This is a genomic window from Roseisolibacter agri, assembly GCF_030159095.1.
Taxonomy (GTDB): Bacteria; Gemmatimonadota; Gemmatimonadetes; order Gemmatimonadales; family Gemmatimonadaceae; genus Roseisolibacter; species Roseisolibacter agri.
Genome location: NZ_BRXS01000001.1, coordinates 862,057 through 874,642, shown reverse-complemented (window position 1 = coordinate 874,642; position 12,586 = coordinate 862,057). Strand labels below are relative to the sequence as shown.

Annotated in this window: 14 protein-coding genes; 10 read left to right on the top strand and 4 right to left on the bottom strand. The window is 75.8% G+C overall.

All coding sequences use genetic code 11. The features are described from left to right. Positions 1–9: 9 nt before the first annotated feature. Positions 10–2,100, bottom strand: coding sequence for a putative bifunctional diguanylate cyclase/phosphodiesterase (locus tag rosag_RS03535; RefSeq protein ID WP_284348652.1), 2,091 nt, complete (start codon positions 2,098–2,100; stop codon positions 10–12). Next, on the bottom strand, positions 2,097–2,576 hold the full coding sequence (locus rosag_RS03530; protein WP_284348651.1) for a type 2 periplasmic-binding domain-containing protein: 480 nt from the start codon (positions 2,574–2,576) through the stop codon (positions 2,097–2,099). The genes rosag_RS03535 and rosag_RS03530 overlap by 4 nt, the downstream gene beginning before the upstream one ends. A gap of 204 nt (positions 2,577–2,780) precedes the next feature. On the opposite strand from rosag_RS03530, the gene rosag_RS03525 reads away from it, so the two are divergent. Next, positions 2,781–3,881 carry an MBL fold metallo-hydrolase gene (locus rosag_RS03525; protein WP_284348650.1) on the top strand — a complete coding sequence of 367 codons (1,101 nt, stop codon included), beginning with the start codon at positions 2,781–2,783 and terminating at the stop codon, positions 3,879–3,881. A gap of 7 nt (positions 3,882–3,888) precedes the next feature. Here the strand turns inward: rosag_RS03525 and rosag_RS03520 are convergent, their stop codons facing one another. Next, positions 3,889–5,439 (bottom strand): alkaline phosphatase D family protein, encoded by a 1,551-nt coding sequence (locus rosag_RS03520; RefSeq protein ID WP_284348649.1) that lies wholly within the window; start codon positions 5,437–5,439, stop codon positions 3,889–3,891. Between the two features lie 55 nt (positions 5,440–5,494). Between rosag_RS03520 and rosag_RS03515 the strand changes: the two genes are divergently transcribed. The 3 genes from rosag_RS03515 (at position 5,495) to rosag_RS03505 (ending at position 7,041) form a co-directional block, all read left to right on the top strand. Further along, positions 5,495–6,121 carry a LysE family translocator gene (locus rosag_RS03515; protein ID WP_284348648.1) on the top strand — a complete coding sequence of 209 codons (627 nt, stop codon included), beginning with the start codon at positions 5,495–5,497 and terminating at the stop codon, positions 6,119–6,121. Beyond that, complete coding sequence (locus rosag_RS03510) at positions 6,118–6,591, top strand: MOSC domain-containing protein (protein WP_284348647.1); 474 nt, start codon at positions 6,118–6,120, stop codon at positions 6,589–6,591. Before rosag_RS03515 ends, rosag_RS03510 begins: the two co-directional genes overlap by 4 nt. 78 nt (positions 6,592–6,669) lie before the next feature. Further along, positions 6,670–7,041, top strand: a complete 372-nt coding sequence (locus rosag_RS03505) for a hypothetical protein (RefSeq protein ID WP_284348646.1) — start codon at positions 6,670–6,672, stop codon at positions 7,039–7,041. A gap of 379 nt (positions 7,042–7,420) precedes the next feature. Here the strand turns inward: rosag_RS03505 and rosag_RS03500 are convergent, their stop codons facing one another. Then, positions 7,421–8,716 carry a FecR domain-containing protein gene (locus tag rosag_RS03500; protein ID WP_284348645.1) on the bottom strand — a complete coding sequence of 432 codons (1,296 nt, stop codon included), beginning with the start codon at positions 8,714–8,716 and terminating at the stop codon, positions 7,421–7,423. A gap of 188 nt (positions 8,717–8,904) precedes the next feature. Here rosag_RS03500 and rosag_RS03495 point away from each other — a divergent pair, with 188 nt between their 5' ends. The 6 genes from rosag_RS03495 to rosag_RS03470 all read left to right on the top strand — a co-directional run bounded on the left by rosag_RS03495 (position 8,905) and on the right by rosag_RS03470 (position 12,577). Then, entirely contained in the window at positions 8,905–9,570 is a 666-nt protein-coding gene (locus rosag_RS03495) for a trimeric intracellular cation channel family protein (protein ID WP_284348644.1), read from the top strand. A 48-nt stretch (positions 9,571–9,618) separates the two neighbouring features. Continuing rightward, positions 9,619–10,101, top strand: coding sequence for a GlcG/HbpS family heme-binding protein (locus rosag_RS03490; protein ID WP_284348642.1), 483 nt, complete (start codon positions 9,619–9,621; stop codon positions 10,099–10,101). Continuing rightward, on the top strand, positions 10,085–10,849 hold the full coding sequence (locus tag rosag_RS03485; protein WP_284348641.1) for a pseudouridine synthase: 765 nt from the start codon (positions 10,085–10,087) through the stop codon (positions 10,847–10,849). The genes rosag_RS03490 and rosag_RS03485 overlap by 17 nt, the downstream gene beginning before the upstream one ends. 5 nt (positions 10,850–10,854) lie before the next feature. Then, a complete protein-coding gene (locus tag rosag_RS03480) occupies positions 10,855–11,331 on the top strand; it encodes a CDGSH iron-sulfur domain-containing protein (RefSeq protein ID WP_284348640.1) in 477 nt (158 codons plus the stop codon). A 140-nt stretch (positions 11,332–11,471) separates the two neighbouring features. After that, on the top strand, positions 11,472–11,948 hold the full coding sequence (locus tag rosag_RS03475) for a DUF411 domain-containing protein (protein WP_284348639.1): 477 nt from the start codon (positions 11,472–11,474) through the stop codon (positions 11,946–11,948). 14 nt (positions 11,949–11,962) lie between these two features. After that, positions 11,963–12,577 carry a phosphoglycerate mutase family protein gene (locus rosag_RS03470; protein ID WP_284348638.1) on the top strand — a complete coding sequence of 205 codons (615 nt, stop codon included), beginning with the start codon at positions 11,963–11,965 and terminating at the stop codon, positions 12,575–12,577. Positions 12,578–12,586: the final 9 nt, after the last annotated feature.

Genomic DNA, 12,586 nt, shown 5'->3' with positions numbered 1-12,586 from the left:
CGCGCTCGCTCAGGCGACGGCGCGCTCCGGCGTCGGCGCCAGGCGCGCGCTCAGCTCCGACGCCGGCATCGGCCGCGCGAAGTGGAAGCCCTGCGCCAGCTCGCAGCCCAGCGCGAGCAGCCCCTCGACCTGCTCGGGGCGCTCGACGCCCTCGGCCACCATCGGCAGGCGCAGCGCGCCGCCGATCGCGACGATGGCGCGCGTCAGCGCCGGGTCGTGCGCCGCGCCGCCCAGCCCGTCCACGAACGACTTGTCGATCTTCAGCTGGTCGATCGGGAATCGCTGGAGGTACGACAGCGACGAGTAGCCGGTACCGAAGTCGTCCACGCCCAGCGTGACGCCGAGCGCCTTCAGCTCGTGCAGGCGACCCAGCGTCACCTCGGTGTCGGTGAGCATCGTGCTCTCGGTGATCTCCAGCGACAGCGCCGACGCCGGCAGCCCCGCGTGCGCGAGCGCCTCGCGCACGTCGGCCACCAGCTCGGAGCTCTGCACCTGCCAGGCGGAGACGTTGACCGCGATGCGGAAGTCCGTCGTTCCCGCGGCGCGCCAGCGCGCGGCCTGCGCGCACGCCTCGCGCAGCACCCAGCGCCCGATCGGCACGATGAGCCCCGTGCTCTCGGCGATCGGGATGAACTCCATCGGCGGGATCAGCCCGCGCACCGGATGGCGCCAGCGCACCAGCGCCTCCGCGCCGACGATGCGGCCCGTCGCCAGCTCGACGATCGGCTGGTAGTGCAGCAGCAGCTCGTCGCGCGCCAGCGCCTCGCGCAGGTCCGACTCCAGCGCCACGCGGTGCAGCGCCGCGGTGTACATCGTCGCCTCGAAGAACGCGAAGCGGCGCTTGCCGGCGTTCTTGGCCGCGTACATCGCGAGGTCGGCGAAGCGCAGCAGGTCGTCGGCATCCTCCACCGCCGCGCCGAGCGCGATGCCGACGCTGGCGCCGACCCGCACCTCCGCGCCGCCGATTGCGAACGGCGCGCCGAGCGCGCGCGTGACGCGCTCCGCGACCACGGAGGCCTCGCGCTCGTCGCGCACGCGCCGCAGCAGCACCGCGAACTCGTCGCCGCCCAGCCGCGCCACCGTGTCGCAGCCGCGCGTCGCGCTCAGCAGGCGATCCGCCGCCAGCACGAGCAGCCGGTCGCCCGCCGCGTGGCCCATGCCGTCGTTCACCGCCTTGAAGTCGTCGAGGTCGACGTAGAGCACCGCCACCGCGCCGCGCTCCCCATCGGCCTCGACGCGCGCCACGCGCTCGCGGAAGAGCGTGCGGTTGGCGAGGCCGGTGAGCGCGTCGTGCGTCGCCTGGTGGCGCAGCTGCTCCTCGCTGCCGCGAAGGCTGGCCACCATGCGGCCCATCGCCCGCAGGAGATGGCCCACCTCGTCGGGCCCGGCGTCGGGGAGCCGCATCGTGAGGTCGCCCGTCGCGAGCTGGTCCACCGCGCGCACCGCCTCGCCGAGCGGCGCGGTGAGCCGCCGCGTGGCGACCCGCGAGAGCACGGCCACCATCAGCACCGCCGCGAGGCCGAGCGCGAGGCCCACGATCCACGCGGCGCGCTGCCACAGCTGCTCCTCGCGGAACGCGTCGCGCAGCAGGCCGCGATGATGCCGCGCGTCCTCCGCCAGCGCGGCGGCGAGCGCGCGCCGCTGCACCGCGAAGTCGCGCAGCGCCGCGGTCAGGCTGTCGCCCCCCTCGTCGGCCATGAGCCGGGTCGTGACCGCGCGTCCCACGGTGTAGTAGCGGTCGAAGCGACGCCGCAGCTCACGGTGCTGGTGCCCGTCGTCGGTGATGACGGGCGCGTCGGCCGCCGCCATGAACGCCCGCGCCAGCGAGTCGGCGCGCGCGAGGTGCTCGGCGTCGTTCGTGGCGGCCGCGTTCTGGAGCGCGCGCTGGACGTCGGTGAAGGCCTCCTCCACCCGGTCGCTGGCCTCGACCATCGGGTAGAACTGGTCGCCCATGCGCACCAGCCGGCGCTCGCCCACGAGGCCGAACGCCACCGTCACCAGCAGCACGAGGCTCAGCGCGACCGCGGTCAGCAGCGGGAAGAGCCGCAGCTTGGCGGCCACCGGCAGCGCGGCGTAGCGCCGCTCCCAGAACCCGCTCACGGCTCCGTGAGCGGCAGCACGCGCACGCCCGGCGGCAGCGCGGTGGTCGCGGACACGTAGCCGACCGCCGCCGGGTGCGCGCGCACGTACGCCAGCGCCTCGGCCTCACCGGCGCGCTCGGGCGGCGGCACGTCGCGGCCCGAGAAGATGCGCTCCTGCCAGTACGCACGGACGGCCGTCACGGTGCGCGCGAGCACGTGGCGCGTGAACGCCGCGCGCACCGGCGCGTCGGCGGGCAGGTCCACCGGCATCGCGGGCTGCCCGCCTGGCCAGCGCGCGACCTTGCGCAGGAAGAGGCGCGCGAGGTGCTCGCGCGGCAGCGACGGCGTCGGGTTGTCCGCGTGCACCACCACCACGAACCCGGCGAGCCCTCCCGCGCGCGCCGGCTGCGCGGCGCCCGGCGTCACCGGCGCGAGCGCCGGCAACGCCAGCAGCAGCGTGGCGATGCGCAGGAGACAGCGGGTGAGCGGAGGCATGGGACGTTGGTCGGGTCGGGAGCGGCTTCCCCAGAGGATCGGCAGCCGTCGCGCACCGACTTGAGTGCTCAAGCGTGACGATATCGCATGACTCCCGCATCATGCCGTCGGGCTGCCCTCGCCCTGCACGTCCTGCCGGTGGCCGCACGCGGCTGGACGGCGTCGCGTTGCGCGCGACGCCGTGCGCGCGCAGCGTTGCGCTCCATGCCCTCACGCGCCCTCGCCGTCCTCGTCGCGCTCTGCGCCGCCGTCTCCACGGTGGGCTGCCGGCGCCCCATGCCGGCCCCTGCCCGCCCCACCGCCTCGATCGACGTCGTGGCCCTGGGCCAGGGCGCGTACGCGGTGCTGCGGCACGAGCCGCCGGCCTTCCTCTTCGAGTCCAACGGCGGCTTCGTCGTCGGCGATCGCGACGTGCTGGTGATCGACGCGCAGTTCACGGCGGCGCACACGCGCGAGGTGATCGCCGCGATCCGTGGCGTGACCCGTCTGCCCGTGCGCACGGTCGTCGTGACGCACGCGCACGACGACCACGTCTCGGGGCTGCAGGTGTACCGCGACAGCTTCCCCGACGTCGAGATCGTCGCGCACGCGGCGACGCGCGACGACCTCGCCGGCGGCTACCAGCAGCGGCGCCGCGAGCTCGTGGACAACCTGCGCGCCGGGACGGCGCGCTACCGCACGCTGCTGGAGACGGGCCGCGCGCGCGACGGCCGCGCGATCGACGACGAGGAGCGCGCGAGCTTCACCGCGCTGCTCGCGCTGGCCGATGGCTACCTCGCGGACGCGCCGTCGTGGCGCCCGACGCCGCCCACGCGCACCTTCGACGGCGACAGCCTGCTGCTGCGGCGCGCGGGTCGCGCGGTCATGCTGCGCCACCTCGGCCGCGGCCACACCGCCGGCGACGTCGTCGTGCACCTGCCGGCCGAGGGGATCGTGTACGCGGGCGACCTGGCGGCGTGGCCGGTGCCGCTCGTCGGCACGACGTCGTTCCCCGCCGACTACGCGGCCGCGCTGGGCCGGCTGCGTGCGCTGCGCCCGCGCGTGCTGGTGGGCGGCCACGGGCCGGTGATGCGCGACGACGCCTACGTCGCGCGCGTGCAGGCGCTGCTGGAGGCCGTGCAGACGCGCACCGCCGCGGCGGTGGCGCGCGGCGAGACCGCGGAGCAGGCGCAGCGCAGCGTCGACCTCTCGGACTTCCGCCGCGCGTTCGCGGGCGAGAGCCGCGTGCGCGGCGCGCTGTTCGACGCCTACGTCGCGGCGCCCGCCGTCGCGCGGGCGCACGCGCAGGCGACCGCCGCGCGCTGAGCGCCCATCAGACGCGGATCAGCGTCGCGCGGCCGTGCTCCACGCGGAACCGCGCCGGCGTCTCCAGCGGCACGTCGGGCGTCGTCACCTGCGCGAGCGTGTGGTAGTCGGTCTGCCACGCGTCGGCGGTCACGTGGCACGACAGGTAGCCGCGCCGCGCGTTGTGCCACTTGAGCTGCGGGTTCGCGGCCAACGCGGCCTCGGTCACGCTCGGCCAGCGGTCGCTGCCGTCGCCGCCCGACGTGATGCTCGTGCCCACGAACTCCGCCGCCACCAGCGCCGAGTCGGGGCGCCGCGGATCGGCGCGCAGCTCGTTCGCCCAGCTGGAGTGGATGTCGCCCGTCAGCACGACCGTGCGCCCCGGCGCCCGCTCGGCGATCGTGCGCAGCAGCCGCGCCTTCGCGGCGGGGTAGCCGCCCCACTGGTCCATGTCGAGCCGCACGGGCGCGCCCGCGTCCTGGTCGAACGAGCCCACCATCACCTGGTTGCCGAGCACCTGCCAGCGCGCACGCTCGCGGGCGAGGCCGTCGGCCAGCCAGCGCTCCTGCGTCTCGCCCATCAGGGTGCGCCCGGGCTCCGCCCACTCGCCGCACGGCACCACGCGCGAGCCGCCCTCGCACGCCTGCGGGCTGCGGTACTGCCGCGTGTCGAGCATCGCGAAGCGCGCCAGCCCACCCCAGTGGATGGTGCGGTAGATCGTGAGGTCGGCCCACGAGCGCGCGCGCGGCACGCGCACCGGCTGGTGCTCCCACCACGCCTGGTAGGCCGCCGCGCGGCGGGTGCGCATCTGCTCCTCGGACTCGAAGCCGTTCTCGCCGTGCGTGCCGGCGTAGTTGTTGTCCACCTCGTGGTCGTCCCACGTCAGCACCCACGGGCAGCGAGCGTGCGCGGCCTGCAGCATCGTGTCCGCCTTGTACTGCGCGTAGCGCCGCCGGTAGTCGTCGAGCGTGCGGATCTCGAGCCCCGCATGCTGGCGCACGCGGCGCGGCACCGGCGCGTACTCGTAGATGTAGTCGCCGAGGTGCGTGACGAGGTCCAGCTCCTCGCGCGCCATGTGCGCGTAGGCGGTGAAGAGCCCCTGCTCGTAGTTCTGGCACGACGCGACCGCGAAGCGCAGCGGCGTCATCGCGCCCGCGGCGGGCGCGGTGCGGAAGCGCCCGACGGGGCTCGTCGCGCCCGTCGCGCCGGCGGTCGAGAAGCGGTAGAAGTACCAGCGGTCGGGCTGCAGGCCGTCGACGTCCACGTGCACGCTGTACGACAGCTCGAACGCCGCCGTCGCGCGGCCCCGCTGCACGACGCGCGCGAACGCCTCGTCCTCCGCCACCTCCCACGACACGACGACGCGCTGCCCGTCCATGCCGCCCTCCGGCTCCATCGGCCGCGGCGCGAGGCGCGTCCACAGCACGCCGCCGGTGGGCGTGGGATCGCCCGACGCGACGCCGAGCTGGAACGGATCGTCGGCGAGGCGCGGGCGCGTGGTGACGCGCCAGACGTTGGGCACGACGGCGCACAGCGCGGCCGCGCGCGTCAGGTCGGCGAGGAAGAGTCGGCGGTCCATGGCGCGGAAGGATGGAGCCGTGGCGCGCCGCGCGCGACCCGTGCAGGTTGCCTCGGTGCCCGATCGTGACGCCCTCCTGCTCTTCCTCGCCACCGGCCTGGCGCTGAACCTCACGCCCGGCCCGGACATGCTCTACGTCGCCGCGCGCTCCGCGTCCGAGGGGCGCGGCGCGGGCGTCGCCTCCGCGCTCGGCATCGCGGCGGGCACGCTGGTGCACATCGCGCTGGTGGCGTTCGGGCTGGCGGCGCTGCTGGCCGCCGTGCCGGTCGCCTACACGATCGTGCGGCTCGCGGGCGCGGCGTACCTCGTGTACCTCGGCGTTCGCGCGCTCTGGCGTCCGTCGGCGCTGGCCGAACGTGCGCTCGCGCCGGCGTCGCGCTGGGCGGTGTTCCGGCAGGGCGTCGTCACCAACGTGCTGAACCCGAAGGTCGCGCTCTTCTTCCTCGCGTTCCTGCCGCAGTTCGTCGATCCCGCGCGCGGCAGCGCGGCACTGCAGGTGCTCGCGCTCGGCCTGCTGTTCGACACGTCGGGGACGATCGTGAACCTCGCCGTCGCGCTGGGCGCCAGCGGCGCGGCCGGCCGCCTGCGCCGCAGCGCGCGCGCCGCGCAGCTGCTGGAGCGCGCCACGGGCGCCCTCTTCGTCGCGCTCGGCGTGCGCCTCGCGCTGGCGGGCCGCCGGTGAGCACGACGGGCACGCTGGCGGCGATCTGGGTGAAGCGCGCGCACCGCGGCCCCATGGACGCCGTGGCGCGCGCCGAGGTGGTCGCCGGACGCGGGCTGGTGGGCAGCGCGGACCGCAGCCGCTTCCGGCAGGTGACGCTGCTGGAGGAGGAGGAGTGGGAGGCGCTGATGGAGGAGACGGGCGGCGATGCGCCGCCGGTCGCGCGCCGGGCCAACCTGCTCGTGCGCGGCGTCTCGCTCGCCGGCACGCGCGGCCGCGTGCTGCACGTGGGCGGCGTGCGCCTGCGCATCGGCGGCGAGACGAAGCCGTGCGAGCGGATGGACGAGGCCGTTCCCGGCCTCCAGGCCGCCATGCGGCGCACGCCGTGGAGCGGCGGCGCGTACGCGCAGGTGCTCGAGGACGGCGTGCTCGCGGTCGGCGACGCGGTGGCGTGGGAGGATCCGCCTCTCGACGGAATCGTCGGCGCGTGACACCGTGGAGGGTCGCGGGGTCGGCGCCCCGACGCCGCTTCACCCCGCGTCGCTCACCGTCCAGCACGGAGGTGCGAGATGATCCTCATCCGCGACGTGTTCCAGCTCAAGTTCGGCGCCGCCCGCGAGGCCGTCGCGCTGTGGCGCGAGGGGCTCGACTTCCTGCGGCGCGGCGGCCTCGCCAAGGACGTGCGGCTCCTCACCGACCTCGCCGGCCCGTACTACACGCTCGTCCTCGAGTCGACGTACGACGACCTGTCGACGTTCGACCGCGAGATGCGCGAGGCGATGACCGACGAGTGGCGCGCATGGTACCAGCGCTTCGTGCCGCTCGTGCAGTCGGGCCACCGCGAGGTGTTCAACATCGTCGGCAGCGACGTGCCGCCGCTGCCGCGCGCGCAGGCCCGGGAGCGCCGGACGGCAGGGGCGGACGCGGTGCGACTGGATTGAAGGGCGCTGCGGACTGCGGGCTGCGGATTCTCGTGCTCCGTGCCCTCGGCAGCCGACGTCGCGCCCGGGCTGCTGGCCTTTGGGGAGGATGCGGATGCTCCGGATCGGAGCGGATCTGACGGATCGCGCCGTGTGGCGCATGGGACGTCGCCGCCATGTGGGGCGATCCGTCAGATCCGCTCCATCCGCAGCATCCGCATCCCTCCCGAAGGCACAGGGGACCGGCGCGCGGGACGCGGAACGACACTGGACAGGATGACCAAGGGGGCTCCGCGCGGCGTGACGTTCCATGCGCTCCGCGGAGCCTCCTGGTCATCCTGTCATCCCGCCCTGCAGTTGTCGTTCGGATCCGCAGCGCGCAGTCCGCAGTGCGGGTGCGTCAGCGCGTGGGCTTCGCGGCCGGCGCCTTCGTGGCGGCCCGCTTGTCCGCCACGTCGCGCAGCACCATCCGCTGGTCCTCGTAGCCGAACGTCAGGCGCCCGCTCTTCTCCAGGTCCGCCAGCAGCGCGCGCGTCGAGCCCAGCTCCACGTCCACGTTCACCGGACGCGCCAGCAGCGCGGAGTCGGGCACCAGCAGCGTCAGCCCGAACCAGCGATGCGCCTCGGCGATCGCCTCGCGCAGCGGACGGCCGCGGAGCACCATCCGGTTGTCGGCCCACGCGAAGGCGCCGTCGCGCGCGTCGTTCGCCACGTCTCGCATCTCGCCCTTCGCGCCGACCTCCACGTAGTCGCCGGCCGCCAGCGTGCGCGTCTCGTCGCCCTCGCGCGCGCGCACCGTGACCGTGCCCTCGCGCACGCGCACCAGCGTGCGGGCGTCGGCCGGGAAGGCGCGCACGTCGAACGCGGTGCCGACCGCCGATACCATCGCCTGCGGCGTGCGCACGTGGAACGGGCGCGTGCCGCCGTCCTGCACGTTGAACGACGCCGCGCCCTCGAGCGCCAGCGCGCGCATCGGCTCACCGAACGACGGCGGGATGCTCATCTTCGAGTCGGCGCCGAGCGTCGCGCGGCTGCCGTCGGTGAGCGTCAGCGCCGCGCGCTCCCCCGGGCGCGTCACCCGCACGCGCAGGTCGGGCGACGAGAGCGCGCTGTTCACCGCGACGTCGCCGCCCGCGCGGTCCATCCACCGCATGCCGAGCGTGAACGCCGCCGCCAGCGCGACCGCGATGATGACCGGCGCGACCCAGGGCGGCCGCTTCGCGACCGACGCGAGGTGCTGCGCCGCCTCGTGGCGCGAGTGCTCGTGCCGCACGTCGGCCACGTGCGCCGCGTCGACGGGCGGCGCGTGGAGGATCGCGCTGACGTGCGCCCACGCCGCGTCCACCGGCAGGTCGGCGACCGCGTGCGCGCCGGTCGTCCCGGGCTTCACCCCCTCGCGCTGCTCGAAGCGGTGCAGCGCCGCGCGGCGGCTCTTCTCGCGCACCGCGCCCTCGTGCACCGAGCGCTGCAGGAAGTGGTCGAGCGCCTCGGGCGTCTCGAACTGCGCCCGGTCCGCCCAGACCCTCAGGAAGGCGCCCTCGACCACGCGCGGCGCCACGGCCGGATCGTCCAGCTCCGCCCGCGCCTTGTCGGCGAGCTGCGGGTAGTTGGATCGGAACAGGCGCTCGAGCGCCTGCTCGTCCCCATGCCGGAGGTTGCTGAGCACCTCGCGATCGATCGGAACGGTGGCGGGCATACGTCCTCCGTCGGGAGAGCGGTCGGACCCACGGGCCGGTGCGACGGTCGCCCGCGGCACAGCACGCGCGCAACAGGGAATCCCCGACAAGACGTACTGACTTCCCTGACAACATCGCCGAGCCCGCTGGCCGCCGACGTCGCCAGATTCCACGGTCCGTCCGACGCTCCTCACGCTCCGCCCCCGCCGTGCTCCTGTACGTCCTCGACCTCATCGGCGTTGCCGTCTTCGCCGTCAGCGGCGCGCTCGCCGCGGGCCGCAAGCGGCTCGACCTGATCGGTGTGCTCGCGCTCGCGCTCGTGACCGCGATCGGCGGCGGCACCATCCGCGACGTGCTGCTCGACCGGCACCCGATCTTCTGGCTCGCCGACCCGCGCTACATCGTCGTCATCACGGTGTCGGGCCTCGGCACCGTGTGGCTGGTGCGGCACCAGCGCACCCGCCCGCACGAGACCGCGATGCTCGTCGCCGACGCGCTCGGCCTCGCGCTCTTCAGCGTCTCGGGCGCGCAGATCGCCGAGCGGGCCGGGATCTCGGCGGCGGGCGGCATCGTGCTGGGCACCGTCACGGGTGCGGCCGGCGGCGCGATCCGCGACGTGCTGAGCGCGGAGATCCCGGTCGTGCTGCGGCGCGGCAGCCTGTACGCCACGGCCGCCATCGCGGGCACCGGCGTCTACTTCGCGCTCGAGGCGCTCGGCGTCGCGCGTGGCGCCGCGACGCTGGTCGGCATGGGCGTCGTCGCCAGCGTGCGCTTCGCCGCCATCTGGTGGGGGCTGCAGCTGCCGGAGTTCCGCCTGCACACCGACGAGCATCCCATCGGCGACGCCTCGCGGGACGCGCCCTCCGACGCGTAGCTTGCGGGCGCGCGGTCGACCGGCCGCCGCTCCCTCCACGACGCCCCCATGTCCAACGCCCGCCGCTCGCTCGCCGCGCTCGTCGCCGTCGTCGCGCTCGCGCTGCCCGGCCGACTGTCCGCGCAGCTGCGCGACGCCCGCGTGCTCTCCACCGAGGCCGCGCGCCGCGCGCTGGCCGCCGCCGAGGCCGAGGCGCGCCGGAACAAGTGGGACGTGTCGATCGCGGTGGTGGACGCGTACGGCGAGCTCGCGGCCTTCCTGCGCCTGGATGGCGCGCCGCCGCTCAGCATCGAGCTGTCGCGCGCCAAGGCGCGCACGGCGGCACGCTTTCGCCGCCCCACCAAGTCGCTCGACTCGTCGATCACCGCCGGCCGCATGGCGCTGCTGAACGCCGACAACGGCCTGCCGATGGAGGGCGGGGTGCCGATCGTCGTCAACGGCGTCGTCGTGGGAGCGGTGGGCGTGAGCGGCGTGACGTCGCAGCAGGACGCGGTGGTCGCCGCCGCGGGCGCGGGTGCGGTCTCGCCCTGACGCCGCGGGCCCGCGCGACGCGGTCTCGCTGGCGCGCGCGCTGTCCAAGCTGGGCGTCTGCTCGCGTCGCGACGCCGAGGCGTGGGTCCGCGCGGGGCGCGTGCGCGTGGGCGGCCGCGTGGTGCGCGAGCCGTCGCACCGCGTCGATCCGGGGCGTGACGCGATCGCCGTCGACGGCGACCCGGTGCGCGCCGCCGCGCGCGTCTACCTGGCGATGAACAAGCCGCGCGGCGTGGTCGTGTCGCGCGAGGACGCGCGCGGCGCGCCCACCGTGCACGACCTGCTGGCGACGCATCCCGTCGCGTCGCGCGTCGCGCACCTGTCGCCCGTCGGGCGCCTCGACAAGGCGAGCGAGGGGCTGCTGCTCGTCACCAACGACACGCGCTGGGGCGCGCGCCTGCTCGATCCCGCATCGCACGTCGACCGCACCTATCACGTGCAGATCGACCGCGTGCCCGACGACGCGCTGCTGGACGCGCTGCGCGCGGGCGTCGCGACGCAGGAGGGCGACACGCTGGCCGCGAAGGCGGTGCGCGTGCTGCGCAGCGGCGACCGCACCGCGTGGCTCGAGGTCGTGCTCGACGAGGGGCGCAACCGCCACATCCGCCGCATGCTGGCCGCGCGCGACGTCGAGACGCTGCGCCTCGTGCGCGTCGCCATCGGCCCGCTCGCCCTCGGCGACCTGCCGAAGGGCGCGGTGCGCGCGCTGACGGCGGCCGAGCAGCGCGCGCTCACCACGGCCGGATAGCCGCGATGCCTAAGCGCCTGCAGACCTACGCGACCGACGAGGTGACGGTCACCTTCGACCCGAACCGGTGCATCCACGCGGCGGCGTGCGTGCGCGCGCTGCCGCTGGTGTTCGATCCGCGCGAGCGCCGCTGGATCCGGCCCGAGCTCGCGCCCGCGGCCGACGTCGTGGCGGCGGTGACGCGCTGCCCCACCGGCGCGCTGCGCGCCTGGGCGCCCGACGGATCGCAGGCGAGCGCGGTGCCCGATGATGGGCTGACCATCCGGGCCCGCCGCGACGGCCCGCTGTACGTGCGCGGCCCCGTCCGCATCGTCACCGAGGCCGGGGAGATCATCGCCGAGGATGAGCGGGTGGCGCTCTGCCGCTGCGGGGGCACCGCCAACGCCCCGTTCTGCGACGGCAGCCACACGGCGCGCGGCTTCACCGACCGCCCCGCGCCGCCGCCCGCCACGCCACCCGCCACGCCGCCCGCCGCGTCCTGACGCGGGCCGCACTCGCGGCCGGTGGCTGTCCGACCCCGGCCCGGCGATCTTGTGGGCGGCCGGCGGGTACTCCGGCCGGGCGCGGTGACTCCGCTCGCGCCCGCCACCGCCGGTCCGTGCCTCCCACCCTCCCCGTCCCCATGTCCGACGCGCTCTCCCGCCGCGAGTGGCTCGCGCGCGCCGCCGCCGGCGTCGCCACGCTCGCGCTGGGCGGCTCCGCCCACGCCCTCGTCGCGGCCCCCGGCCCGACGATGACGATCTACAAGACGCCCGAGTGCGGCTGCTGCCAGAAGTGGGTGCTGCACGTGGCCGGCGCCGGCTTCAAGACCGCGGTCAACGACGTCCCCGACGTCGACCCGATCAAGCGCCGCTACGGCGTGCCGGGCGCGCTCCAGTCGTGCCACACGGCGCTCGTGGACGGCTACGTGGTCGAGGGCCACGTGCCCGCGGCCGACATCCGCCGCCTGCTCAAGGAGCGCCCCAAGGTGAAGGGGATCGCCGTCGGCGGGATGCCGGCCGGCTCTCCCGGCATGGAGGTCCCGGGCGGCCGCGTGGACCGCTACGAGGTCACGGCCTTCCTGGCCGACGGCACGACGCGGCGCTTCGCGTCCCACTGAGCCGCCACGCCGCCATGCCCCGACGCTTCGTCCGCCTCGCCGCCGCGCTCCTCGCCGCCTCGCTCGCCGTCGCGGCGCCGGGCGGCGCGCAGGCCGTCACGAAGGATGCGCCCACGGGTGCGGCGGTCGCGCGCGCCGCGAGCCCCACGCTCGTCCTGCTGGTGCGCCACGCCGAGAAGGCCGCGGAGCCGGCCGACGACCCGCCGCTCACGGATCTCGGTTCGACGCGCGCCAGGGCGCTCCAGGCCGCGCTGGCCGACGCCGGCGTGCAGGCCGTCATCGCCACGCCGCGCCGCCGCACCTCGGACACGGCGAAGCCGCTGGCCGACGCGCTGGGCCTCGTTCCCGAGATCGTCCCGCTCTCGGGCGACCACGTGAAGGCGGTCGCGGACGCGGTGCGGCGCCACGCGGGGCAGGTCATCCTCGTCGTCGGCCACAGCAACACGATCCCCGCGATCATCGGCGCCCTCGGCGGTCCGCGCCTGAAGGACCTGTGCGACGCCGAGCATTCGAACCTGTTCGTGCTGACGCTGCCGGCCGAGGGCACGCCGCGCCTCGTCCGCGGCCAGTACGGCCCCGCGGACCCGGCCGGCGCCTCGAGCTGCGCGCCCGCGGGCGCGATGCGCTGACCCACCACT

Bases quoted from the DNA above. Each gene is read 5' to 3' on its own strand.
- rosag_RS03530 (WP_284348651.1), bottom strand. From the start codon at position 2,576: ATGCCTCCGCTCACCCGCTGTCTCCTGCGCATCGCCACGCTGCTGCTG.
- rosag_RS03525 (WP_284348650.1), top strand. From the start codon at position 2,781: ATGCCCTCACGCGCCCTCGCCGTCCTCGTCGCGCTCTGCGCCGCCGTC.
- rosag_RS03520 (WP_284348649.1), bottom strand. From the start codon at position 5,439: ATGGACCGCCGACTCTTCCTCGCCGACCTGACGCGCGCGGCCGCGCTG.
- rosag_RS03505 (WP_284348646.1), top strand. From the start codon at position 6,670: ATGATCCTCATCCGCGACGTGTTCCAGCTCAAGTTCGGCGCCGCCCGC.
- rosag_RS03500 (WP_284348645.1), bottom strand. From the start codon at position 8,716: ATGCCCGCCACCGTTCCGATCGATCGCGAGGTGCTCAGCAACCTCCGG.
- rosag_RS03490 (WP_284348642.1), top strand. From the start codon at position 9,619: ATGTCCAACGCCCGCCGCTCGCTCGCCGCGCTCGTCGCCGTCGTCGCG.
- rosag_RS03480 (WP_284348640.1), top strand. From the start codon at position 10,855: ATGCCTAAGCGCCTGCAGACCTACGCGACCGACGAGGTGACGGTCACC.
- rosag_RS03475 (WP_284348639.1), top strand. From the start codon at position 11,472: ATGTCCGACGCGCTCTCCCGCCGCGAGTGGCTCGCGCGCGCCGCCGCC.
- rosag_RS03470 (WP_284348638.1), top strand. From the start codon at position 11,963: ATGCCCCGACGCTTCGTCCGCCTCGCCGCCGCGCTCCTCGCCGCCTCG.